The 24612-nt window shown below is 45.1% G+C and carries 30 protein-coding genes; 26 read left to right on the top strand and 4 right to left on the bottom strand.

Translation table 11 applies throughout. From position 1 onward, the window contains the following. Positions 1–64 precede the first annotated feature (64 nt). Both BTR1S_RS03825 and BTR1S_RS03820 read right to left on the bottom strand, forming a co-directional pair. Positions 65–565, bottom strand: a complete 501-nt coding sequence (locus BTR1S_RS03825) for a L,D-transpeptidase family protein (protein ID WP_029418564.1) — start codon at positions 563–565, stop codon at positions 65–67. 181 nt (positions 566–746) lie between these two features. After that, the gene (locus BTR1S_RS03820) at positions 747–1610 is read right to left on the bottom strand and encodes a metallophosphoesterase (RefSeq protein ID WP_006638392.1); all 864 of its coding nucleotides are present in this window, start codon (positions 1608–1610) and stop codon (positions 747–749) included. 143 nt (positions 1611–1753) lie between these two features. On the opposite strand from BTR1S_RS03820, the gene fadH reads away from it, so the two are divergent. The 18 genes from fadH (at position 1754) to rok (ending at position 14803) form a co-directional block, all read left to right on the top strand. Further along, entirely contained in the window at positions 1754–2518 is a 765-nt protein-coding gene (gene fadH, locus BTR1S_RS03815) for a 2,4-dienoyl-CoA reductase (protein ID WP_006638391.1), read from the top strand. Positions 2519–2586: 68 nt separating this feature from the next. Continuing rightward, positions 2587–3807, top strand: coding sequence for an EAL domain-containing protein (locus BTR1S_RS03810; protein WP_006638390.1), 1221 nt, complete (start codon positions 2587–2589; stop codon positions 3805–3807). Between the two features lie 110 nt (positions 3808–3917). Continuing rightward, positions 3918–4529: a DUF3993 domain-containing protein gene (locus BTR1S_RS03805; RefSeq protein WP_162148086.1), complete on the top strand. Its 612-nt coding sequence runs from the start codon at positions 3918–3920 to the stop codon at positions 4527–4529. A gap of 428 nt (positions 4530–4957) precedes the next feature. Beyond that, positions 4958–5200: a YkuJ family protein gene (locus tag BTR1S_RS03800; RefSeq protein WP_006638389.1), complete on the top strand. Its 243-nt coding sequence runs from the start codon at positions 4958–4960 to the stop codon at positions 5198–5200. Positions 5201–5210: 10 nt separating this feature from the next. Continuing rightward, complete coding sequence (locus BTR1S_RS22695; protein ID WP_169802084.1) at positions 5211–5360, top strand: hypothetical protein; 150 nt, start codon at positions 5211–5213, stop codon at positions 5358–5360. 58 nt (positions 5361–5418) lie between these two features. Next, positions 5419–5937 carry a ribonuclease H-like YkuK family protein gene (locus tag BTR1S_RS03795; protein WP_006638387.1) on the top strand — a complete coding sequence of 173 codons (519 nt, stop codon included), beginning with the start codon at positions 5419–5421 and terminating at the stop codon, positions 5935–5937. Positions 5938–6075: 138 nt separating this feature from the next. Next, positions 6076–6255, top strand: a complete 180-nt coding sequence (gene abbA, locus BTR1S_RS03790; protein ID WP_006638386.1) for an antirepressor AbbA — start codon at positions 6076–6078, stop codon at positions 6253–6255. Positions 6256–6438: 183 nt separating this feature from the next. After that, the gene (gene cbpB / locus BTR1S_RS03785) at positions 6439–6882 is read left to right on the top strand and encodes a cyclic-di-AMP-binding protein CbpB (RefSeq protein WP_006638385.1); all 444 of its coding nucleotides are present in this window, start codon (positions 6439–6441) and stop codon (positions 6880–6882) included. 176 nt (positions 6883–7058) lie between these two features. Continuing rightward, positions 7059–7934, top strand: a complete 876-nt coding sequence (gene ccpC, locus BTR1S_RS03780; protein WP_006638384.1) for a transcriptional regulator CcpC — start codon at positions 7059–7061, stop codon at positions 7932–7934. Between the two features lie 130 nt (positions 7935–8064). Then, positions 8065–8544 (top strand): flavodoxin, encoded by a 480-nt coding sequence (locus BTR1S_RS03775; protein WP_006638383.1) that lies wholly within the window; start codon positions 8065–8067, stop codon positions 8542–8544. Continuing rightward, positions 8534–9427, top strand: coding sequence for a WD40/YVTN/BNR-like repeat-containing protein (locus tag BTR1S_RS03770; RefSeq protein WP_006638382.1), 894 nt, complete (start codon positions 8534–8536; stop codon positions 9425–9427). Before BTR1S_RS03775 ends, BTR1S_RS03770 begins: the two co-directional genes overlap by 11 nt. Before the next feature lie 18 nt (positions 9428–9445). Beyond that, a complete protein-coding gene (locus BTR1S_RS03765) occupies positions 9446–9898 on the top strand; it encodes a flavodoxin (RefSeq protein WP_006638381.1) in 453 nt (150 codons plus the stop codon). Between the two features lie 176 nt (positions 9899–10074). Next, positions 10075–10785 (top strand): 2,3,4,5-tetrahydropyridine-2,6-dicarboxylate N-acetyltransferase, encoded by a 711-nt coding sequence (gene dapD, locus BTR1S_RS03760; RefSeq protein ID WP_006638380.1) that lies wholly within the window; start codon positions 10075–10077, stop codon positions 10783–10785. 68 nt (positions 10786–10853) lie between these two features. Beyond that, positions 10854–11978, top strand: a complete 1125-nt coding sequence (locus BTR1S_RS03755; RefSeq protein ID WP_006638379.1) for an N-acetyldiaminopimelate deacetylase — start codon at positions 10854–10856, stop codon at positions 11976–11978. Positions 11979–12040: 62 nt separating this feature from the next. Further along, a complete protein-coding gene (locus tag BTR1S_RS03750) occupies positions 12041–12286 on the top strand; it encodes a YkuS family protein (RefSeq protein WP_006638378.1) in 246 nt (81 codons plus the stop codon). A 291-nt stretch (positions 12287–12577) separates the two neighbouring features. Further along, complete coding sequence (gene ahpA, locus BTR1S_RS03745; protein WP_006638377.1) at positions 12578–13120, top strand: biofilm-specific peroxidase AhpA; 543 nt, start codon at positions 12578–12580, stop codon at positions 13118–13120. Positions 13121–13208: 88 nt separating this feature from the next. Further along, complete coding sequence (locus BTR1S_RS03740) at positions 13209–13667, top strand: TlpA family protein disulfide reductase (protein WP_006638376.1); 459 nt, start codon at positions 13209–13211, stop codon at positions 13665–13667. Positions 13668–14212: 545 nt separating this feature from the next. After that, positions 14213–14803 carry a transcriptional regulator Rok gene (gene rok / locus BTR1S_RS03735; protein ID WP_006638375.1) on the top strand — a complete coding sequence of 197 codons (591 nt, stop codon included), beginning with the start codon at positions 14213–14215 and terminating at the stop codon, positions 14801–14803. Between the two features lie 135 nt (positions 14804–14938). Here rok and BTR1S_RS03730 read toward each other — a convergent pair whose 3' ends face one another. Next, positions 14939–15895: a coiled-coil domain-containing protein gene (locus BTR1S_RS03730; RefSeq protein ID WP_006638374.1), complete on the bottom strand. Its 957-nt coding sequence runs from the start codon at positions 15893–15895 to the stop codon at positions 14939–14941. 153 nt (positions 15896–16048) lie between these two features. Between BTR1S_RS03730 and mobA the strand changes: the two genes are divergently transcribed. The 6 genes from mobA to moaD all read left to right on the top strand — a co-directional run bounded on the left by mobA (position 16049) and on the right by moaD (position 20284). Continuing rightward, on the top strand, positions 16049–16636 hold the full coding sequence (gene mobA, locus BTR1S_RS03725; RefSeq protein WP_006638373.1) for a molybdenum cofactor guanylyltransferase: 588 nt from the start codon (positions 16049–16051) through the stop codon (positions 16634–16636). Positions 16637–16754: 118 nt separating this feature from the next. Then, positions 16755–17768, top strand: a complete 1014-nt coding sequence (locus tag BTR1S_RS03720) for a MoeB/ThiF family adenylyltransferase (protein ID WP_006638372.1) — start codon at positions 16755–16757, stop codon at positions 17766–17768. A gap of 18 nt (positions 17769–17786) precedes the next feature. Further along, positions 17787–19079 carry a molybdopterin molybdotransferase MoeA gene (locus BTR1S_RS03715; RefSeq protein WP_006638371.1) on the top strand — a complete coding sequence of 431 codons (1293 nt, stop codon included), beginning with the start codon at positions 17787–17789 and terminating at the stop codon, positions 19077–19079. Then, positions 19046–19582, top strand: coding sequence for a molybdopterin-guanine dinucleotide biosynthesis protein B (gene mobB, locus BTR1S_RS03710; RefSeq protein ID WP_006638370.1), 537 nt, complete (start codon positions 19046–19048; stop codon positions 19580–19582). The genes BTR1S_RS03715 and mobB overlap by 34 nt, the downstream gene beginning before the upstream one ends. Continuing rightward, positions 19561–20058, top strand: coding sequence for a molybdenum cofactor biosynthesis protein MoaE (locus BTR1S_RS03705; RefSeq protein ID WP_006638369.1), 498 nt, complete (start codon positions 19561–19563; stop codon positions 20056–20058). Before mobB ends, BTR1S_RS03705 begins: the two co-directional genes overlap by 22 nt. Continuing rightward, positions 20051–20284, top strand: coding sequence for a molybdopterin converting factor subunit 1 (gene moaD / locus BTR1S_RS03700; protein ID WP_006638368.1), 234 nt, complete (start codon positions 20051–20053; stop codon positions 20282–20284). Before BTR1S_RS03705 ends, moaD begins: the two co-directional genes overlap by 8 nt. Before the next feature lie 30 nt (positions 20285–20314). Here the strand turns inward: moaD and BTR1S_RS03695 are convergent, their stop codons facing one another. Further along, entirely contained in the window at positions 20315–20695 is a 381-nt protein-coding gene (locus tag BTR1S_RS03695) for a Rok-like winged helix domain-containing protein (RefSeq protein WP_006638367.1), read from the bottom strand. 264 nt (positions 20696–20959) lie between these two features. On the opposite strand from BTR1S_RS03695, the gene BTR1S_RS03690 reads away from it, so the two are divergent. Together BTR1S_RS03690 and BTR1S_RS03685 are read left to right on the top strand one after the other, a co-directional pair. After that, a complete protein-coding gene (locus BTR1S_RS03690) occupies positions 20960–22717 on the top strand; it encodes an ABC transporter ATP-binding protein (protein WP_006638366.1) in 1758 nt (585 codons plus the stop codon). A 10-nt stretch (positions 22718–22727) separates the two neighbouring features. Next, positions 22728–24548: an ABC transporter ATP-binding protein gene (locus BTR1S_RS03685; RefSeq protein WP_006638365.1), complete on the top strand. Its 1821-nt coding sequence runs from the start codon at positions 22728–22730 to the stop codon at positions 24546–24548. Positions 24549–24612 lie beyond the last annotated feature (64 nt).

Here is a 24612-nt window from a genome sequence, read left to right as displayed (position 1 = left end):
AGGTCCCATTCTATCTTAATATAAGATTCAACATAGTTCAAATTTGTTTAATATTGCAATCGGTTTACGGTGTGATGGAAACCCGGGTACCGTTAGGCACAATGGAAGCAAGTGCGAGAACATCCCGGTTGTGCATCCGTATGCATCCCTTTGAAACAGCTTTGCCAATTGAAGCGGGGTTATTCGTGCCATGGATGCCGTAGTGCCTTTTTGACAGACTCAGCCAATAGGCGCCAAACGGACCGCCGGGATTTGGCTGGCGGTTGACAATGACAAATTCGCCTCTCGGCGTCTGCGAAAGTATTTTTCCAACAGCAATCGGATATGTTTTCATCAGTCTCCCCTGATGAAACAACTTCAGCGTTCTGGCGCTCAGGGAAACGACAATCCTGTAAGGAATTGTATTTGGATCTCTGAGCCCCGGGATGACAATGGTCTGTCCTGGTATAATTGGTTGCCCGCCGCTCAAGCCGGGATTGGCTTGGAGCAGGGCGGATAACGGGATTCTGAAATCGCCGGCGACCATCTCCAGCGTTTCTCCCGGTTTCACTTGATACATCAGCAATTTGTAAGACATCTCCTTTTCTAAAACGAAAAAGGAGCCTTTTCCCGTTGCTAATCCTACTATATAGACGGAAAAAGGCCGGGGAAGTTTCGTTTTTTACTAAGCTTACAGGAGCGGGAATTTTTTCTATTCGTCTTAATGTATGCAGATATACCTCATTTTGAGCCAATAGGCACAGCAGTTACATCATCTCGGCTGCCAGTTCAAAAACGGTGATTTCCGGCTTTGATAAAAACCGGAGCGGAAGCCTCGTCGTCCCGATGCCGCGGTTGACATAGACTTTCATTTCGCCTATTTCGTACATCCCTTCCGTATAGATTTCACCGTAAGGAGGCGTAATAAGGGGACCGAACAGGGGAAGCTGCACCTGGCCCCCATGGGTGTGCCCTGATATTTGCAGATTGACGGGATAGTCTTTTGCCGTCAAGGCCGCGTCAGGTTCATGCACGAGCAAAATTGAAAAGGCGTCTGTGGTGAGTTTGGAGAGGGTTCCTTTATAATTCGGTCTGCCGAGCATCACATCGTCGAGCGACGCAATCTCAATCATGCTGCCGTCGATTAATTCCAGTTTGATAAGATCATTTCGCAGCACACGAAAGCCGGCAGACGCCATAAGGGTCTGATAGACTTTCGTCCCATAGCCGCCGTGATCGTGGTTTCCGTAAATCGCCAACTTTCCGTAAGGGGCGCTGAGCTTCTGTAAAGCTTGAACGGCTCTTTCGTGTTCCCGGTAGCGATGCGGCTTATCGATTAAATCCCCGCTGAATACGATCAGATCGGGATCAAGTCTGTTCATATTGCGGACGACATCCAAAAGCTCGCGTGCCGTAAAGTGCTCGCTTAGATGAGTATCGCTGAATTGCACAATCCGGAACCGATCAAATCCTTTTGGAATCAGTGGATGTTTAATGGGGACAAAGTTAGTTTCAAGCATGTGCGGTTCAAGATAGCGCGCGTAGCCAAAGCCGCCGGCCGCAGTAAAAATCCCGGCTGCGGAAAGGCCCAAGAGCCCTTTTAAAAATTGTCTTCTGGATGGATTTTTCATGATCAACCAACCTTTAATAGAATCAATACATTATATCATCCAAGTACTCAAATAAGGACAGACTTTCAATTTGTTAATTTTTTTTAATGGATATGATAAACTGTTAAATGAATGATTACTCATTCATAACAAGGGGGATGAACATGGACAAAAAAGTTGTCATTGTAACAGGCGGGTCAAGCGGAATGGGGAAAGCGATTGCCCGAAAGCAGGCTGAGGAAGGGTGGAATGTCATGATTACGGGAAGGACGCAAGAAACCCTTGAAGCGGCCAAAGAAGAAATCGAAACGTTCGCAGGACAAGTCGAAATATGCCGGATGGACGTCAGATCGATCGAAGACGTGGAACATATGATCAATGAAACGGCCGCCCGCTTCGGTACGATAGATGCTCTTGTCAACAATGCGGCAGGCAATTTTATATGTCCGGCGGAGAAGCTGTCTGTTAACGGCTGGAAAGCAGTCATCGACATCGTATTGAACGGGACGTTTTACTGCAGCCAGGCAGCCGGCCGCTATTGGATCAAACATAAAAAGAATGGGCTGATATTAAACATGGCGGCGACCTACGCATGGGGTGCAGGAGCCGGTGTCGTCCATTCCGCGGCGGCCAAAGCAGGCGTATTATCCATGACGAGAACGCTTGCTGTCGAGTGGGGGAGAGCGTACGGGATCAGGGTCAATGCGATCGCTCCTGGACCGATCGAGAGGACCGGCGGTGCGGAAAAGCTCTTTGAATCAGAGGAAGCCGCACTCGCCACGATCAAAAGCGTTCCTTTAGAAAGACTCGGCACCCCTGAAGAAATCGCCGGCCTTGCCTCATTTATGCTTTCCGAAAAAGCGGCGTATATAAACGGGGAATGCGTGACGATGGATGGGGGACAGTGGCTGAATCCCCGCCCGTTTTAAGATTTCAAATTCACTGGTGTGGGCCAATATGGTATAATCAGACAAAGATGAGAAGCAGGTGATGTGCCATGTTGGATCCACTCGATATTTTAACAAACATAGAAGATGTCATTCCATACTATCAGCCTATCTTCAGCGCCGAGGAGCAAAAAGTGATCGGCTATGAAGTGCTGGGGCGCATTCAGATAGACTCCGAAGTTCAGAGCCTCGGTCCGTTTTTCGCAGATCCGTCGATTCCTGAGGAATATAAGACAGAGGTAGACCTCAAAGTGATCCGCCAGGCGCTGGATCATTTTGTAGACAGTGACCGGGACTTGTTGATTTTTATGAATCAAGATGCAAATGTTCTGATGATGGACCACGGAGAAGGGTTCCTCGAACTGCTGATGGAGTATCGGGACAAGGGGATTGAACTGAACCGTTTTGTTATTGAGATCACAGAACAGAATTTTGAAGGGGATATCGAGCAGCTGCATCATGTACTGACATATTACCGTACATACGGCATTAAAATCGCCGTTGACAATATCGGAAAAGGCAGCAGCAATCTTGACAGAATCGCGCTTTTGTCACCTGATCTGCTAAAAATCGACCTTCAGCCGCTCATGCAGTCTTCTCCTTCGCCTTCCTACGAATACGTGCTGTACAGCATATCGCTGCTCGCCAGAAAAATCGGCGCCGCTTTGCTGTACGAAGACATTGAAGCTAATTTTCAGCTTCAATACGCCTGGAGAAACGGAGGCCGGTATTTTCAGGGGCAGTATCTGCAGCTTCCGAGGGGGCGGTTCATTGAAAGGGATCTGCTCAAAGACCGGCTGAAGGCGGAGTTTCATCAATTTATCATACACGAGAAAAAGAAGCTCGAAATCTTATATGAACACTCAGAACAGTTTTATAAACGGGTTCATCAGCTGGTCGCTCCGCTCAAAAAAGCGAGTCAGAGCGATGATGACTTCCTTATGACCCTCGGGCGGGAACTGACCGACTGCAGCTTCAGGATCTATATGTGTAATGGAGACGGCTTTCAGGTGACCAAAAACGTGTTCAAACATGAGGGAACATGGATGTTCCAGCCTGAATACATCGGCAAAAACTGGAGCTGGCGCCCATATTTTTTAGAAAACATTATGAGAATGAGAACGATGAGAAAAGGATTTTTCAGTGATTTGTACAGCGATATTGAAACGGGGGAAATGATCAGAACGTTTTCTTATCCGATGGATGAAGAACTGTATCTGTTCATCGACCTGCCTTACTCTTATTTATATGAACAGGATGGTTTGATTTAAAAAGCGGCGGAATGCCGCTTTTTCTTTTGGAACAAATGAATTTCGGGAAGTTTGTTTTTCATATATTAAGGAAATGCAACCATATAAATGCTAAAAAAGAGGTGGAACCTATGAACGTTTGGCTATCCCTGATATGTGCGCTTTTCGCCTTTATGGCTGTTTTTTTACAAGGAGATATTGGCGCGGCATACGGCAAGCCTGAAAGAGAAGCGGTGTTTGAGACGCTCGGATCTATAGCAGATGTCCATGAAAAGCTCACCGAAAAGGAAAGAACAAAAGAAGACATGACCGCCCTCCTGGAACCTTATATGGATAAGAATTTTGCCGCCAGATATGTGGAGGTAAATGCCCGTCCGGCGGAAAATGGCTGGATTTTTGATAGTACCGACGCGCCTGAGCTTGCGATTCCGTTTTTCAGCTATGATAACCATACGAAAATCAATGAGGCCCACGGCGTGTATACAGTATATGAATACGTCGGACATGATAAGGACGGGCCTGTTTCGTTTAAAGATGAATATTTGACAACAACATTGAAGGAAATCAAAGGCAAAATGAAAGTGACGGATATCGGCCGTTCAAAGATAGAACCGCCAGGAAATGAAATCCCTTCAGAATATCCGCAGAAAGAAAAGCATGTTGAAGATAGAGCGGCAGAAAAAGCGGTTTTTCCGCTTCTGCCAATCGATTGCAACTTGTTATTAACAAGGATTTTTCAATAAAAAAAGAAATTGGCGAGAAAACTGTTGACAATGATAGTGATAATCATTATCATTTAACTATAGAGAGATGAACCTCTCTGTTCCCCAACCCCTCTATCAGATCAAGATTTTAAAAAACTTGGCGCTGCCCCCGCCAAGTTTTTTATTTGCAACTAAACGCTTCCTCTCTACATGCAGGAATAAGACAATCTGCATGATCCATAAACCTAACGTATGGCTGCACCCGAATCGCCTCCGTGCAAAAAATATTTTTTATGTATGACATTTCAAAGAAAATCCAAACTATGAAAAGCAGTTTTTCTTTTTCCCGATTAGAAAAGGAAAAATGTCATCGGCTGATACTTTGTGGTATGATGCGTGTAGAACTTGTATTATAATTAATACTTGTTTGATCCTGAAGTTGTTTTTTGAAAGGAGTCTTTTTTAGAATGTCACAATTAATGGGTATCATCACGAGACTGCAGAGCCTGCAAGAGACTGCGGAGGCAGCTGGCGAACCGACGCAGCGCTATTTCGAAGTAAACGGGGAAAAAGTATGCAGCGTGAAATATTTCGAAAAAAACCAAACGTTTGAGCTGACAGTTTTTCAAAAAGGAGATAAGCCAACAACATTTCCGTTTGACAACATCGATATGATTTCAATCGAGATCTTCGAACTGCTTCAGCAATAGGAGGATATGTATGAGAGCTTTTCCAAGCGTTATTTTCCCGCATTGCCGCCGCATGCAGCATATTGATCAAGTCCTGACAGCCCAGTCTAATCAAAACGTGATTTACACGTGCGACAGCTGCGGTTTTACCTTGAAAAATATACCGACAAAAAAGGGGTAGCAGAAAAAACAAGGACGTTCATCTTCGGTGCAGATCATAAATGAAAAGGGGCATTCCAATGGCTGATTCTTTTCTATTTTACAATCTTTCTGAAGATCAAATGACATTTCCTGAAGTGGTCGAGAGGCTGAAAGCGTTCATTCTCAAAGATCCGCGATCAAGCTACCTGCTTTCAGTCGGAACAGACTCTCAGATCCATCAGAACTGTACAAAGTTTATCACTGCTATTCATTTGCACCGCAAAGGCAAAGGTGCATGGGGCTGTTTAAAAAACACCATTGTCAAAAGACCGGTACATAGCCTCAGGGAAAAAATATCGCTTGAAACAGCTTACAGTCAAGAAATTGCTGCATACCTTCTGAACGACTATTTTACCGAAATCACCGATCTGCTTCTTCCGTTTACGGACGAGGGAGCAGATTTAACCCTTGAAGTTCATTTGGACATCGGAAAAAAAGGGATGACGAAAGACTTGATCCAGGAGATGACAGGGCGGATCACGTCGATGGGGATCAATGCCAAAATCAAGCCCGACTCTTATGCAGCTTCAAGCTACGCAAATCGATATACAAAATAATTGTTTGAAAGAAAATCGGACAGATGTCGAAATGTGCGGTTGACGTTTGATTTTCAATTTCTTATTCTAGCCCTATAGAAACTAGTGAGAGGACATAGTTTCTCGCTCTAGCTAAATCAATTAGGGGGCTGGTTAAGAATGGAACGCTTTTCAGAAGAAGAGAGAAAACTGTTGCTGAATGTACTGCTGAATCATGAATACGCCGTAGAGCTGTTAAGCAGTGAGATCAATGATATAGAAACGGGTACAAAAAATGTGGATAGCCTGACATATAAAAAGCTGGTTACCTTATATGACCGTGTCCGGTCTGAAAATTAGGTCAGATTATATCAATTGATACTCATTAGAGTATCTTTTTTATTTCAACATTAGCTGTCATCGCAGAAGCCGGCCCGCTGAAAAAGAGGAAAGTTTTTCGACAAATATTGATATAGTTTATATTATAGTAGTATAGGGAATATATGCGTTGATGGATTAAAGCTGAAAAGGAGTCGAATAATCATGATTAGTTTGCAATCAGATGAACTTCTTGAAACAACAGTGGGGAATTACATGATCGATGCTGATAAAGTAGCCCACGTCCAAGTCGGAAACAATTTGGAACATGCTCTTCTCGTCCTGACGAAAACCGGTTATACAGCCATCCCTGTACTTGACCCGTCTTTCCGCCTGCACGGATTGATCGGAACCAACATGATTATGGATAAGATTTTCGGACTTGAAAGGATTGAATTCGAAAAGCTTGACCAGATTCATGTCGAAGAAGTGATGCTGACAGATATTCCCCGTTTAAAGATAGATGACCCCATTTTAAAAGGCTTCGGCATGGTCATCAACCATCCGTTTGTCTGCGTGGAAAATGAAGATCAGGTTTTTGAAGGCATTTTTACACGCCGGGTCGTGTTAAAACAATTAAACAAGCATCTCAGAACATTGAATAAATAGGCGCGGCAGCTGCCTATTTTTTATTTGCAGCGGTTTCATCCACCTCTTTCTTTCGCTTCAACATCCCCCCTTCAATTTTGTTTATGTAAAGTTCATATGCCATAAAAACTTGATAAAGAAATAACAGATTCATTAAAATGAATGATAAGAAAAACTTATTGGAATGAGGAATATACATGCAGCTTCAAGAGCTTCATATGCTTGTCGTTTTGGCGGAGGAATTGAATATGCGCAAGGCAGCAGAGCGTTTGTTTGTTTCACAGCCGGCTCTGTCCCAGCGCCTTCAGACGATTGAGAAATCGTGGGGCACGCAAATTTTTTTGAGGTCCCAAAAAGGGCTTACCGTCACATCGGCGGGAGAAAAAATTATTCAGTTTGCAAAAGATGTCACAATTGAGCAGGAAAAGGTCAGAGAGAATATTGATGAACTTGAAGGCGAAATTCACGGTACATTAAAACTGGCGGCGGCCTCTATTATCGGCCAGCATTGGCTGCCAAATGTCCTGAAAACATATGTGAAGCAATATCCGAATGTGAAAATCTCCCTTGTCACCGGCTGGAGCAGTGAAATGCTGAAAAGTCTTTATGAAGACCACGTCCATATCGGAATTATCAGAGGCAACCCTGAATGGAAAGGTCCAAAGCATTATCTCATGAGGGATGAATTGTACCTCGTCGATACGGAAATTAAAAACATCGATGATATCACAAAGACTGAACGGCCATTTATCCAGTTTAAAAGCGACAGCACGTACTATCAGGAAATCCAGCACTGGTGGCATCAGAAATTCAAAACATCGCCGAAACAGACGATCATCGTCGACCAGATTGAAACATGCAAACAAATGGCGTTCCACGGGATCGGCTATGCGATTCTCCCTTCTGTGACGCTTCACGGCAGCGGCAGCCATGTTCACAAGATCCCCCTGCTGGATGTGAAAGGAAATGCGATCGGCAGAGATACGTGGCTGCTCGGGTATGAACCCGCTTTTCAATTGAAGCAGGTACAGGCGTTTTTAGAGGTTGTAAAAACGTGTTCAGCAATAGAATGAACATTCATAAAGACAGGATTCCAAGAGGAAGACTGTCTTTTTCTGTGTACTTATTGACATTGATAATCATTTTCATTTAAAGTTATCTATATAATAGTGAAAATCATTATCAATTATAGAGGTGGTTCAGTTGGCTAAAGCGCTGATTACGTTCGCCAGCATGTCTGGCAATACTGAGGATATCGCAATGATTATTAAAGATACATTCACAGAGCATTCAATCGATGTCGAATATATGGAGATGGACGATGTCGATGTTGATACACTGTCTGAATATGACTACATATTGATCGGCACATATACATGGGGAGACGGAGATCTTCCTTATGAAGCGGAAGCGTTTTATGAAGACGTGTCATCCCTCGTATTAAAAGGAAAAAAAGCTGCATGCTTTGGTTCCGGAGATTACGCGTATCCAAAATTCTGCGAGGCGGTTAACACGTTTTACAGCATGCTTGAACAGACGGGGGCGGATCTTTTTTCCGAAACACTCAAAGTGGAGCTTGCACCTGAAACAGATGAAGATATTGTGTGCTGCAAAGAATTTGCTTTGAGTTTTATCAAATGGGCGGAACATCAAAGGGGGCGGGCTGAGTCCCATGTTTCATAAAGGAGCAACAGCGGTCGCCGCTTCAAGGCGTTCCGGGTACTTTGTAGCCGTGAAACGGGAAGGTATTTTTCATTATTCGGTTGACCAAGGCTGGAAAAAGCTTTTTCAATTAAAGAGTAAAATTTGTTCGATTACATACATCGGCCGTTATGTATTCGGGGTGGGGGAATCAGGAACGATCATCAGATCAGCGGATGAAGGCGAATCATGGACGATGTCCAGCTTTCCGACAAACGCCACCATATGGTCCATAACCGGCAGTAATGACGGTTTTGTATGTGCACACGGAAAACATTGCATTTATACATCCGATGATTTCGGCGTGTCATGGAGAATCGTAAAGCCGTTTTCAGATTTGGCTGCTCCGCCCGTCATCAGGTCGCTGTGCATTCATGGCCATCATCTGTACATCGGAACACAGATCCATCATGTGCATGGCGGAATATGGGCTTATGATCTGGAAAGAGAGACGGTTTTCATGGTGAAAAAAGAAGCGGATCGCATGACGGCCTCCATGATTGTCTTTGACGGGGAATGGCTCGTTTGTGCGATGGGGTCAAAGAAAGGGAAGCATGGAGCCGTCGAAGTCCTCAACGTCTATACACATGAACGACGAACGATCCGTTCAGACATCGTCGAAAAGGAAGAATCTTTTCTTGACGTATCAGAGGATAACGGCGTCATTTATGTGACATCTGCACAGGATCACAACAAATTCTCAAGAATCTATCAGCTCGATTTCTTCGAGTGTGAGCTGAAATGGTTCGATACGATAAAAGGACACGGACTCAGAGTAGCCAATCAAAAGGAAAATTTCTTTTGTGCCGGCCTTTATGAATGTAAATTTGTCAAACCGTTTGAACGGTCGATGATTGCACATTAAATATCAGGAGGAATCAGCATGGGAAAGGTTTTACTTGTTTATGCAAGCATGTCGGGAAACACGGAGGCGATGGCCGATTTAATTGAAAAGGGTCTTTTGGAAGGAGGAGCAGAAGTTGACCGCTACGAAGCGATGGATATCGATGCAGCGCTGTTTGATGAGTATGAACACATTATATTAGGCGCCTACACATGGGGAGACGGAGACCTTCCCGATGAATTTTTGGATCTTTATGATGACATGGAAGACCTTGATTTCAGCGGCCGGACATTTGCCATTTTCGGTTCGGGAGACACAAGCTATGAGCATTTTTGCGGAGCTGTCGACATCCTTGAGGAAAAAATCAAGGAGCTTGGGGGAGAGATCATCCTTCAATCCGTCAAAATCGAGATGAATCCGGAGGGTGAAGAAGAAAACATGCTGCTCGAATTCGGCAAAGAATTTGCCAAAAAGTGCGAAGTTCCCGCCTAAGCTTCAGCGGCTGGCGGTCACGGAAATACCGCTGCCGCCTCACCTGGAAAAGCCGGTTTCCCGCTCAGACAAAGTGAGGATGTCAGTCGATTATTCGGCGGGCTCCTTTTTTTCTTGTCTTTAAATCTTACCTTTGATACAGTAATGGGGTAGAAAAGAGAAGGAGGACGTACATAATGAAGATGATGGACGCAAATGAAATTATTTCATTTATTCAAAATAGTAAGAAATCAACACCTGTAAAGGTGTATGTAAAAGGCGAGCTTGAAGGAATCGACTTCGGCGCTTCTGCGAAAGCTTTTATCACAGGAAACACAGGGGTTGTGTTCGGCGAATGGGATGAGATCAGTGCCGCGCTTGAGGCGAATAAAGGCAAAATCGAAGACTATGTGATCGAAAACGACCGCCGGAATTCAGCCATTCCAACGCTGGATTTGAAAAACATCAAAGCGCGCATCGAACCGGGTGCGATTATCCGCGACCAAGTGGAAATCGGCGATAACGCCGTCATTATGATGGGAGCTTCCATTAACATCGGCTCTGTGATCGGAGAAGGAACAATGATCGACATGAATGTGGTGCTCGGCGGACGGGCAACAGTCGGAAAAAACTGTCACATCGGAGCGGGTTCTGTGCTTGCAGGTGTGATTGAGCCGCCTTCAGCAAAGCCGGTTGTCATTGAAGATGATGTCGTCATCGGCGCAAACGCCGTCGTTCTTGAGGGCGTGACAGTCGGAAAAGGAGCTGTCGTTGCGGCGGGAGCGATCGTTGTCGAAGATGTTGAACCTTACACAGTAGTTGCGGGAACGCCTGCAAAAAAAATCAAAGACATCGATGAAAAAACAAAAGGCAAAACGGAAATTAAACAAGAATTGCGTCAGCTCTAATAAGCGGCAACAACGGTGCGTGGATGTAACAATCCACGCCTTTTCGTATAGGCGGGAGGTTAAAAAAGATGAAATTGGAGCAATTAACAGCCATTCGACGGGATCTGCACCAAATTCCCGAACTCGGATTTCAGGAACATAAAACCCAGGCTTATATTCTCGATCATTTGCGAAAATATCCCGAGAACAGGCTTGACATCGAAAAGTGGAAAACGGGTTTGTTTGTCAAAGTGAAAGGGACAGCGCCCGACAAGATTTTAGCGTATAGAGCGGATATGGACGGGCTTTCGATCCGGGAGGAGACCGGCTATTCTTTTTCTTCCGTCCATCAGGAGAGGATGCATGCATGCGGACACGATTTTCATATGACCATCGCGCTCGGATTAATTGATCATTTTGTCCATCATCCGGTTAAACAGGACCTTCTGTTTTTATTTCAGCCTGCAGAAGAAGGGCCGGGGGGAGCGGAACCAATGCTTGAGAGCGACGTGTTCAAAAAATGGGAGCCGAGCATGATCACCGCATTGCATATCGCGCCTGAGCTTCCGGTGGGAACGATTTCGACAAAAAGCGGGCTTCTCTTTGCCAATACTTCAGAGCTTGTCATTGAGCTTGAAGGAAAGGGCGGACATGCGGCATATCCCCATCTTGCCGAAGATATGGTGGTCGCAGCAAGTTCGCTTGTCACGCAGATGCAGTCGATTGTGGCAAGAAATGTAGATCCTCTTGACAGTGCTGTCATTACAATCGGCACAATCAAGGGAGGATCGGCGCAGAACATCATCGCCCAGGAAGCCAAGCTTGAAGGCACGATCAGGACGCTGTCTCCCTCATCAATGAAGCTGGTCAAGACAAGAATTGAAGCGATGGTCAAAGGCCTGGAGGCGGCCTATCATTGCAAGGGAACAGTCAGCTATCCGGCGGCCTATCATCAGGTGTACAATTCAAGCGACCTAGTCGAAGACTTTATGCAATTTGTAGCTGAAAAGGGACTTGCCAAGGTTGTTCGTGCAAAAGAGGCGATGACAGGAGAAGACTTTGGCTATATGCTGAAAAAATATCCGGGCTTTATGTTTTGGCTCGGCGTCGATTCAAAGTACGGACTGCACCATGCAAAACTGCAGCCGAAGGAAGAAGCGCTTGAAACGGCGGTTCAAGTCATGACAGCTTATTTTTCTGTTTATGCCGGTTAGTTCCTCCAGCCGGTATAAAACACCGGCAAAAGTGGCATCTTAGATGATGGAGGTGTTTCTTCATGCCGAAAAAAATCGGAATTGAACAGTCCCTTTCAGATGTAGAGGCTGCTTTAAAGGAAAAAGGGTATGAGGTTGTATTGATGAAAACGGAAGATGACGCAAAAGGCTGTGACTGCTGTGTTGTAACAGGTCTGGATTCCGATATGCTCGGGATTTCAGATACGATGACCGGTGCTTCCGTCATTCAGGCATCAGGTTTGACCGCAGATGAAATCTGTGACCAGGTTGACCGAAAATTTCATTAATAGACGCTAAGTTAAAGCCGAAGTTCACGCTTCGGTTTTAACTTGTACCCAAAAAAGTATGCTGATGATTTGTTTCTTCACTGCACAACGTGTTAAAATTTTTATAGAACGAACCCCTCCTGAAAGGAGGGTGTGCTAATTTAAATTCATTATCAATTAATATTGACTAAAAAAACGATTGGCGCTATAATTAATTATGTGAAGTTGTTAACTAAATGAGAATTTATGATTTGAATTCTCATTTTAATATGGGTAGCAGAACCCAAAAATTATATTGGAGGGATACATAAAATGCCAGAACGTATGGTAGGTAAACAAGCGCCCCGCTTTGAAATGGAAGCAGTACTTCCAAACAAGGAATTCGGAAAAGTAAGCCTTGAGGAAAACATGAAAAACGACAAATGGACTGTTCTTTTCTTCTATCCTATGGACTTTACTTTCGTATGTCCGACAGAAATTACGGCAATGTCTGACCGTTATGACGAGTTCGAAGATCTTGATGCAGAAGTGATTGGCGTTTCTACTGACACGATCCACACACACCTTGCCTGGATCAACACTGACCGCAAGGACAATGGTCTTGGACAGCTGAAATACCCGCTTGCCGCTGACACAAACCATGAAGTTTCCCGTGAATACGGCGTTCTTATCGAAGAAGAAGGTGTCGCTCTTCGCGGACTGTTCATCATCAATCCTGATGGTGAAATGCAGTATCAAACGGTTTTCCATAACAACATCGGCCGTGATGTAGATGAAACTTTACGTGTTCTTCAAGCGCTGCAAACAGGCGGACTTTGCCCGGCAAACTGGAAACCAGGTCAAAAAACACTTTAATTTCGTCTTTGCGGGATGAAAAGGAATTGGAAAGGTCTAACATTTGTTAGACCTTTTTAATCGATCAAATGAAAATGGAGGAAAAAACATGAAACTACGTCAGCCTATGCCAGAGCTTACCGGCGCAAAAGAGTGGTTAAACGGAGAAGTGTCAAAAGAAGAGCTGATCGGCGAAAAACCGACTTTGATTCATTTCTGGTCAATCAGTTGCCATTTATGCAAAGAGGCAATGCCGCAGGTCAATGAATTCCGCGACCGGTACAGCGGCAAGCTAAACGTTGTAGCCGTCCATATGCCGCGTTCAGAAGACGATTTGGACGTTAATAAAATCAAAGAAGTAGCTGCTGAACACGATATCACACAACCGATTTTTGTCGATAGCGACCATAAATTAACGGATGCGTTTGAGAATGAATATGTCCCCGCTTATTATGTGTTTGACAAGACAGGCCAGCTTCGCCATTTCCAAGCCGGAGGCAGCGGAATGAAAATGCTCGAAAAACGTGTAAACCGAGTTCTTGCTGAAACAGAGCAGTCTGCTGAATAAGGATAAAAAACCCCGTTTTTTTGGGGGTTTTTTATTTATCCGGCTGCCGACAGAAAAAAATTTTAAAAAATTTCCGCGTGCCGCCCCTTTTGTTAAATGAAACAATAGACCCTTTTTATTTATTTTGATGAGTCTAATTTACTATTTTTGATAAAGCGTCATTTTGCCCGTTCCCCGTCCATACATATATGAGGTTTCGACATCTGAAATCAGCCAATTTTGAATATTCTGGATTTATAAGCCGTAATAATCAGCGTTTTCTCAGACTTTCCTTTTATCAGATCTAAATGTTCAATCACTTAATTATGTTCTTCTCAAAAGTAATTTTCTAGGTTTCTTCATTATTTACCATTTTTCGACAAAGGGGCTAAGATAGGCCGATGTGCTTCAAAAAACCCCATGGATTCAACCTTCTTAGAAATTTAGTTCTATTTTCTTAACGGAAAGTAACAGTAGAAAAACGAAAAAATAATTGATAAAATTAGTTTGGTAATCTAATATTTTTATTAGAGGGTTATTTATTCTGATAGGAGGGTAAAAACGGTATGTTTAACGAGAGGGAAGCATTGCGTTTAAGATTAGAGCAGTTAAATGAAGCTGAGGTTAAGGTCATTAGGGAGTATCAGATTGAGCGTGACAATATATATGCAAAGCTGCGTGAATTGGATCGCCCATCCAGCTTTAATAATGATACAAAAAAAGATTTTCGCACAGACCGAAAAAGCGAATCACTTCCTGTTTTAGCTGAATTAGCTGCACAGGAGATGAAAAGCTACCAGCAGCAACAGCAGCAGGCGCAGTCATCTCAAAAAACTCAGCAGCAGACTTCTCAGCAAGCCTCTGTTCTGCCGGCCGGAATTCCAGACGGTACGACACGGCGCAGAAGAGGCACAGCACGTCCGGGTTCAAAAGCTGCAAAACTTCGTGAAGCGGCCATTAAAACGTTGAAACGTCACAATGCGGCAATCAAAAGCTCCGAACTTCAAAAAGAGATTGAAAAAGAAAGCGGACTTGAAATTCCTAATATGACAACCTTCATGCAAAGCCTCATTAAAATGTACCCGGAAGTCAAAAAACCATACCGCGGTCAATATATATTAGAGGGTGACATCTCTACTGAGACAGAACAGCAATAGGGTTATCCTTATTTACCCAGATAGCGTTTGCATTTTGGGAAGAAGGAGTGCGGCCGTATGGCCGCTGTCTTATGATAGCTGCTTGAGCATATGCTCAAGCAGTTTTTAAATCCATATTTTTACTTAAAGTTGTATTTAATTTAAAGGTTTTGTTTCTTTCTCCTTACGTTTAATTTTATAAATCAACTTTTGAGATGGATTTTCCTCTTTAGACTGTTTTTTCCATTCGTCGATTTTTTGTTCCATCATGCCGTCGTTTTTCCGGATGACATTCAGCTGTTTTTGCAGGATGCCAACTTGTTCTGTCACGGATTGAAGAACCGCTTCAATATGCTCTGAGCGCTCGAATAAGGCGCTGTCCTGCTCCGCTTCCTTCTTTGTTTGATAAGATGTGTCAATATCGGCAAAATGAGAAGCAATCCACTTGTCGCTTTCATCAAGCTGTCTTTTGTAAGAAAGGATGGTTTCGTAAAAGAGGGCTTCCTTCGTTTTTTCCGCTTCTGCAATCCGGCTTTTCATATCAATCATCCGCTCTTTCAATAACGCCACATCAGCTTCGATCTGATGGAGCTGAACATTTTTGGCCTGAAGATCGCCTTTCAGGCGGCTGTTCTCTTCCGTTCGTTTTTCCAGTTCTTGTTCCACTTGCTGCCTGATTCTTTTTTCTTCTTCCAATTGCTGCTGATCAGCTTTGATTTGCCTATGCAGGCTTTTGTTTTCCTCTGAGGCTTTCACGTTGGTTACATGAAGGCGGTGTTTTTCTTCTATTTCTTGTTTTCTTTTAAACGTTTCATTTTGAAGAAGCTCCTGCAGCACAACAATTTTCTCGAGCAGTTCGCTTTTGATTCGGTTCAGCGTTTCATCCGCACCGTCCTGGTTGTTTTCCGACACGCGCTGCAATTTTAGTGTCAGCTGTTGAAGCTCCTGTTTCATCGAGGCATTTTCTTGATGAAGTTTCTGGTTTTTTTGATGGAAATAGCTGGCTTCAAGCTCATGGATCAATTGATGACATCTGGCCAGTTCGGCTTTTAAAAAAAGGTTTTCTTGTGACAGATCATGAAAGAAAGGCAGCGAACCTGATGTTTTTTTCATGGCGACCCAGCCTCCTATAGAAGTTACAACTACAATATGCTGTTTTTGAACAGCTCATGCCTTTTGAAAAATGCATTTTAGAGACTTGTTCCTTTTTCACCTGTTTTGCTATGATTTTCACAACACATCTATCTGAAGGAAGGATGGGAAGCGATGAAGCCCGTTTATGTCCTTTTGGCGGGAGGCTTATCAAGCCGTTTTGGGGACCCGAAGGCATTTGCTTTATGGAAAAACAAACCTCTTTATCAATGGTGCAAACAAGCTTTGGGGGGAGAAGCACTCATTTTAAGCCGTCCCGGGCTCACAGACCGTTTCAAGTCACAAGGGGAAACAGCGGTCCTTGAGGATGTTGAGCCATTTAAAGGAAAAGGCCCCCTGGCCGGAATATATACGGCGATGGAGCATCAAGCCGGAGACATTTATATCGTTCTGGCCTGTGACACGCCTCTTATCCGGAACGAAACCATTTCGTCTTTGAAAAAACAGATTGCTTCTGGCGCCGATGCCGTTGTGCCTGTTGCCGGCGGGAGAGCACAGCCGCTTGCTGCGGTCTATCATAAAAGAGTCAAACAAACGATCTGCGAGCAGCTTCGGCGTGATGAATTGAAAATAAGCGATTTCCTTGACCGGATCTCCGTAAAGTATATCGACGCAGAAAAAATCGGCGCGAAAAATGAAGAATTTGTGAATGTCAATAAAAAGTCAGATTTAGAGAGATTAGAAGCGTTTTACCCGGAATAATTGCTTTCATCATGGCTTGCAGGAGCCTGACGGCCGAGGGGAGCGTCGGTATAGAAAGAGATTTTTTCAACGGAAAAATGATATGATATTAAAAAAGGTAGTAAAGGAGAATATCCTGATGCATGAACGGTATTCAAGGCAAATCAGATACCAAAACATCGGACAGGCCGGGCAGGAGAGAATTAGAAAAAGCCGCGTTTTGATTGTCGGCGCCGGGGCGCTCGGCACGGCTGCGGCTGAAGGGCTTGTGCGCGCGGGTGTCGGCGATTTGTCTATCATAGACCGCGATTACGTGGAGTGGAGCAATCTGCAAAGGCAGCAGCTCTATACGGAAAAAGATGCGGAAGACCGCCTTCCGAAAGCAATAGCGGCCAAGAACCGCCTGTCAAAAATTAATCGCGATGTCAGATTGCATACATATGTTTCAGAAGGCACTGCAGAGACGCTGAAGCCTCTCATTGAAGAAGCGGATGCGGTCGTTGATGCAACGGATAATTTTGAGACCCGTATGATCATCAATGACCTGGCGCAGCAGACGAATACCCCCTGGGTTTACGGGGCCTGCGTCAGCAGCCAGGGGATGTACATGACCATCGTTCCCGGAAGAACGCCTTGCCTCGCCTGTCTGTTTGAAGAAATACCAATCGGCGGTGCCACGTGTGATACATCGGGTATTATCTCGCCCGCTGTTCAAATGGTATCAGCTTATCAGCAGACTGAAATATTAAAGCTTTTGACCAATCGGAAAGAAGCGCTTCAAACCGCTTTTGTGACGTTTGATTTATGGATGAACACCCGTTTTGAGATGCAGATAAGTAAACACGACGAATGCCCGTCATGCGGCCGGGCGCCGATTTATCCATATCTCAGGGATGCAGGCCAAAAAAGGGCGGACGTGCTGTGCGGAAGGGAAACCGTCCAGATTCGCAGCGAAACGCTAAAACGGATTCCAAAACGGGAGCTCATCGATAAACTGGCCCGCATAGGCAAAGTTGAAGCAAATGATTACCTGCTTCATGTCTCATATGAAGCGTTCCGCATCGTGATTTTTCATGACGGGAGAGCGCTTGTTCACGGAACGAACGACATAAAGGAAGCCAACTCGATATTAGCCAGACTTATCGGTATGTAACAACAGGAGGTTTTTTGAATGATTGAAAAAAGAACACCCATTCCGGTTTTTGAAGCAGCGGCACTTGTCTCACAGCATCATAAATACGGTGAAACAGAGTGGGTCCATCTGGAGGAAAGTCTGCACAGATATGTAGCCGAGGATGTAATAGCTGATCACCATGTGCCGTCTTTTGACCGGTCTCCATATGACGGCTTCGCTGTCAGGGCGTCCGATACTGCCGGCGCATCACGGGAAAATCCGCTTCGATTCGAAGTCATCGATCATATCGGTGCGGGGGTTGTTTCAGAAAAAAAACTCGGTCCCCATCAAGCGGTCCGGATCATGACGGGCGCGCAGATTCCCGAAGGCGCGGATGCCGTCGTGATGCTGGAGCTTGCGAAAACCTATTCTGAAGGCGGAAAACACTATATGGAGCTGAAGCGGTCTTTTCAGCCAGGTGATAATATTTCAAAAATGGGGGAAGATGCGGAAAAAGGATCAGTTCTTTTAACAAAAGGAACAAGGATAACGCCCGGGGTGACTGCTGTGCTCGCGACCTTCGGCTATGCATCGGTCCCCGTGGTGAAAAAGCCGGTCATCGGCATCATCGCCACAGGAACAGAGCTGCTGAATGTCAGCGACCCGCTCGTTCCTGGGAAAATCCGCAACAGCAATGCAAGCATGGTGATTGCTCAAGTTGAAGAGGCCGGCGGAAAACCCCTTTATTTGGGGAAAATTTCGGATCAGTTCGAGGAAAGCTTTGACGCCGTCAACAATGCACTAGAAAAGGTTGATTTTCTGATTACGACCGGCGGGGTTTCGGTGGGAGATTTTGATTTTTTGCCTGCGATTTATGAGAAGCTCGGTGCAGAGGTGCTGTTTAATAAAGTGGCGATGCGTCCTGGAAGTGTGACGACAGTCGCTCATTTGGACGGAAAGCTGCTATTTGGGCTTTCAGGAAACCCGTCAGCATGCTTCGTTGGGTTTGAGCTGTTCGTCAAGCCTTCCGTCAAGACCTGGCTTCTTGATCAAAAGCCGTATGCCTTGTGCGCTGAAGCTGTTTTAACCAAGGATTTCCCGAAACCGAATCCGTTTACCCGCTTTGTCCGTTCTTTTGTTTCGGTCAAAGATGGGATGCTCCAGGCAGAGCCTGTCGGCTTGGATAAATCAGGCGCCGTCACCTCGCTTGCGAATGCGAACGCACTCGTCGTGCTGCCAGGCGGGACAAGAGGCTATGAAGCCGGAAGGCGTGTGCATGTTCTTTTATATCGGGAAGAGATCGGAAGTGAACAGCTGTGGCCCGAAATGTTCCAATCCTCCAGATCGTAGGCTATCAAAACAGCGGCAAAACAACCTTTGTCGAAAGGCTTTTGGAAAAGCTTGAAAGTCTTGGCGTGAAAGCGGGCTGTCTGAAGCATCACGGACATGGGGGAGAGCCGGACCTTATTGGAGAAGGAAAGGATTCCGCCCGTTTTTTGCTGGCTGGGGCGGCGGCTTCCGGTGTAGAAGGAGATGGTGTTTTTCAGTTTACAGCCCGCGGCGGCTGGACCCTTGAGAAGCTGATTGCCGTTTATGGGCTGTTATCGATTGACTGCCTGTTGATTGAAGGATTTAAGCAAGCGTCATATCCGAAGATCGTGATGGTCAGAAATGAAGAGGATCATCAATTGGTTGAGCAGCTAGATGGTGTTCTCGCTGTCATATATCAGCGCGGCAAACCGCCTGTGACAACACCGGACATAAAATCCTTCCATATTGAAGATCCTGGCGCTGTGTCATTCATATTACAACATCTAAAGGAGGAAGGCGTTTGTCTGAACGATTTAATGTAACAAATGAACCGATCGCGATCGAAGATGTCGTCAAAAAAGTGGAGAAAAGAGAAGCCGGAGCGATTACGACATTTATCGGCACTGTGAGAGAATGGACGAATGGAAAAAAAACACTCTATCTCGAATATGAAGCTTACGTCCCGATGGCGGTCAACATGCTGGCCCAAATAGGGGAAGAGATCGAAGAAAAATGGCCGGGGGCGACAACGGCGATTACCCACCGGATCGGGAGGCTGGAAATATCGGACGCAGCAGTGGTCATCGCCGTTTCTTCTCCTCATCGGAAAGCCGCATATGAAGCGAACGAATATGCGATTGAAAGAATTAAGCAAATTGTGCCGATCTGGAAAAAAGAGCATTGGGAAAACGGAGAATCCTGGATCGGGGACCAGCTTGAAACCACCGCCTATCCGGAAGGGGAACCAAACATCGAAGCGGCTGCTTCAACGAAAGGAAGAGGTGCTGAATGTGATTAAAATTCTCTTATTTGCCGGTCTTGCAGAACAAGCAGGCACTCAGAGCATCATGATGGAGGAAGAGCACACGACAACAGACCGCATCAGGTCATTTTTAAAAGAAACCTATCAGCTTCAAGGAACAGACCGGGCGATGATCGCGGTTAATGAAGTGTACAAGAGGGGCAACAGTGACGTAAAGTCAGGTGACACAGTCGCGTTCATTCCCCCGGTCAGCGGAGGGTGAAAAGCAATCAGGCAATCGGTTACGCATACGCTATAACCGATTGTCGTTTTTATTAGAAGAATTTCCGAGGTAAAGAAAACAGCCCCGTCGTTCTTTGGAAATGTTTGGTTCTAATTTTTGAATCAGGTCATAAAGCTCACTAATACGGTGAACATTAAAATTGGTCCGTTCTTTTAGTTTCATTTTAAGCTCTTTTGTCGTTACGATTTTTCCTTGCTGCTGTTTAATAATTTCCACGCAATGTGCTGCATAATACTCTTTATTGGAGCGTCTATATCGCTGGATTTCCCTGTCAAGCTCGCCTAGTCTGGCATAGATGACTTCCCGTTCTTTCCGGATGTCTTTCCAGATTTTTTGCTCCAATTCACCTAATAGGAGAAGCCGTTTTTTTAAAGCCTCTCTTTTCGACATTGCAATCAACTCCGTTATTCAGTATTTGATAACTTTTTCTATTATTTTACATCATCTTCCTTCATTCATCAAAAAATTTCCTTTATATTTTTAAAATCCGGGAAAAAAATATATATTTATAGACCAAGAGGGGATTCCGGCATTAGTGGTAATATGTCTACATAATGAGTCTGAATTTTTTAAAAACGGTGGAATTTTATTTCGGAAACCGATATATTAAATGATGTGCTCTTGTTTACATGAATTGGAAAGGTGCTGGTGCGAATGGAGTCGCTGAAAAAACTAAAAGCCTTTTATTGGCCTTATAAAAAATTTTTTGTATGGTCGCTCTTTTCAATGCTCTTGATGACGGCCATTACGGTTGTTTATCCGATTATGCTTCAGATGACGATTGATGTAGTGATTCTCGACGGCCAATATGACTGGATTATAGGGCTCAGCTTAGGTTTCATTGCCGTGATGGCGGCAAAAGGAGCTGCAACTTTTTTTCATCAATATCTCGGAGATATGTTTGGCATTCAATCAGTTTACCGGTTGCGGAAAGAACTGTATGCCAAGCTTCAGAGACTTCCGTTTACGTATTATGACAGCGCCAAAACGGGGGATCTCATGTCCCGTCTGACCGCGGATGTCGAGGGGATACGATTCTTTTTATCTTTCGGCTTTGCAGAAGCGATCAGGTTTGTATTGCTCGTGACGCTCAGCCTGGCTGTCATGTTTTCTTATTCTGTTCCGCTTACGCTTGTCACCATCGCCTCGCTGCCGTTTTTGGGGGCGGCTGTCTATCGCTTTGATAAAAAGGTGCATCCCGCTTTTCGGAAAATCAGGAAATCATTTGCCCGTTTAAATACGAAAGTCCAGGAAAACATCAGCGGAATGAACACCGTCAAATCCTTATCAAAAGAAGACTACGAGATTCAGAATTTTACCGATTCGAATGAACATTTTCGGAATAAAAACTTAAACGCATCATTCATCATGTCGAAATACTTTCCTTTAATGGAGTTTATCGGCAATATATGTCTCGTTGCCCTTCTTTCGTTTGGCGGCTGGCTTGTCATTCATAACCGCCTGCAGCCGGGTGAACTCGTCGCTTTTTTCAGTCTTGTCAATTACATGATGTGGCCGATCATGAATCTCGGCTATGTGATCAACTTGTTTTCACAAGCGAAGGCATCGGGAGAGCGGCTTTTGGAAATTATTGAGGCCGATGAGAAAATTACCGACTGCGGTCATCCGGAGGAAGGCGGCAGGATTCATGGAGATGTGGTATTCAGCGGCGTTTCCCTTCAATATTCAAAAGGAAGTGCAGACGCTTTACATGGGGTGTCCTTTGAAGCGCCCCGCGGAAAAACGATTGGCTTAATCGGGGCGACCGGTTCAGGGAAGAGCAGCATTATTCAATTGCTAAGCCGTTTTTATGAACCGACAGCGGGAAACATCGCGATTGATGGAAAGCCCCTTTCCCATTATTCGTTAAAAATGCTCCGCTCCAACATCGGGATAGTGCCTCAGGAATCGTTTTTATTTTCATCCACCATCCGTGCAAATATTTCCTATGGCAGACCTGATGCATCGCTGGATGACATTATCGAAAGCGCGAAACGGGCCCAGGCTCATGATTTTATCATGGAGCTTCCCGATCAATATGAAACAATGCTCGGAGAAAGAGGGCTCGGGCTGTCGGGAGGTCAAAAGCAGCGGATTGCGATAGCGAGAGCGATTTGTCTAAATCCCAGCATATTGATTCTGGACGACTCGACAAGCGCTGTCGATATGGAGACAGAGCACAGGATTCAGCTGGCGCTTCAGGAAGTGATGCGGGGCAGGACGACATTTATTATCGCCCACCGGATTTCATCCTTAAAGCATGCCGACGAAATACTCGTTCTTGATAACGGCGCTGTAACAGAAAGAGGAACACATGAGGAATTGCTTGAAAAAAACGGTTTGTACAAACGGATTTTCGATTTGCAATATAAAGACAAACATATACTGAATGAACCGCATTTTGCAGGGTAGGGGGTCGCATATGGAAAATCAGGCGAGAAAACAAACGATCCAGAACCGGTTTTTTTACGCTTCAGACCAAATCATTGAAAAGCCTTTTAACTGGGCGCAAATGTGGCGGCTGCTCACATATTTAAAGCCTTACCGTAAAAACCTGCTTCCTTTGTCTTTTATCACGGTGATCATCGCCGCTGCTGTCAGGCTGACAGTCCCGATCTTGATCGGCGTCTATGCGCTCGATCAAGCGATCGCGGGCAAGGATATGAATCTCTTATTGATATTAATATGTGTCATCAGCATCATGTACCTGATCAATTATGGAGCCAATGTCCTGAGAATCCGCTGGATGAACAAGCTTGGACAGCATGTGATTTACGATCTCAGACAGCATTTGTTTACACATGTCCAGCGCCTTTCACACCGTTTTTTCGATGAACGGTCGGCAGGCTCCATTCTTGTCCGCATCATGAACGATATCAATTCTTTGCAGGAGCTGTTTACGAGCGGGGTCATCAATTTGCTGATGGACATTTTGCTGCTCCTTGGAATTATCGTGATTCTCTTTTCGCTCAGCCCTGAGCTGACGATTGCGATCATGGTTACCTTGCCTGTCATGTTCTTTATCTCCACCAATCTGCGTCGGAAAATCAGACGTTCATGGCAAAAGGTCCGATTGAAACAATCGAAGCTCAATTCCCATTTAAATGAAAGCATCCAGGGAATCCGGGTTACGCAAGCCTTCACACAGGAAAAAGAGAATATGATGTATTTTGACGGAGTCAACAGTGAAAACCTGGAGTCCTGGCGCGAAGCAACGAAAAAAAACGCGACATTCCGCCCGCTTGTTGAAATGACAAACGCAGTCGGAACGGCCATTTTAATTTGGTACGGATCAAGCCTGATCATCAATGAAACGATTACGATCGGCGTCTTCGTATCTTTTGCCTTTTATCTCGGAATGTTCTGGGAGCCGATTTCAAGGCTTGGTCAAGTCTACAACCAGCTGCTGATGGGGATGGCCTCTTCTGAACGGATCTTTGAATTTCTTGATGAAAAGCCGAATGTCGCTGATAAAGAAGACGCGGTCAGCATAAAGGAATTGAAGGGACTTATTGAATTTGAGGAGGTTGAATTCTCTTACGACGGAAAGCGAAAAGCGCTTCATAGCATATCCTTTGACATTCCCGCCGGAACTTCATTGGCGCTCGTCGGTCATACGGGATCAGGAAAGACGACAATCGCCAGTTTAATCAGCCGGTTTTACGATGCCACAGGGGGAACGATCAAAGTGGACGGAATTCCGATCACCGATGTTTCACTGTCTGACCTTCGTTCACAAATCAGCATCGTCCTGCAGGATACTTTTATTTTCTCGGGAACGATCATGGAAAATATCCGTTTTGGCCGTCCCGACGCGACAGATGAAGAAGTGATGGAGGCGGCAAAGGCCGTCGGGGCCGACTCGTTCATATCGGAGCTTCCGAACGGATATGCCACAGAAGTGGAAGAACGAGGCAATATTCTGTCGGCCGGGGAAAGGCAGTTAATTTCATTTGCAAGAGCGCTTCTGGCCGACCCGCGCATCCTCATTCTGGATGAAGCGACAGCCAGCATTGACACGGAGACAGAGGTCAAAATCCAGGCGGCATTGAAAACCCTGCTTCACGGCCGGACGGCGATTATGATCGCTCACAGGCTTTCAACGATAAGGGACGCCGATAACATTATGGTGCTTGACCGCGGCCGAAAAATAGAGGAGGGCAGCCACCGGGAATTAATTCAGAAGCGCGGAATGTATTATGAGCTAGTAAAAGCGCAGTATCAAATGTTTCAGGCGGAGTGACAGCATCGTCACACCGTCTGTTATTATGTTGTTATACATGAAACATTTTTTACCTTCCATACGT

Source organism: Bacillus sonorensis NBRC 101234 = KCTC 13918 (genome assembly GCF_001592005.1).
GTDB lineage: Bacteria > Bacillota > Bacilli > Bacillales > Bacillaceae > Bacillus > Bacillus sonorensis.
The sequence above is the reverse complement of the archived record's forward strand: the minus strand, read 5'-3'. Positions and strand labels throughout refer to the sequence as shown.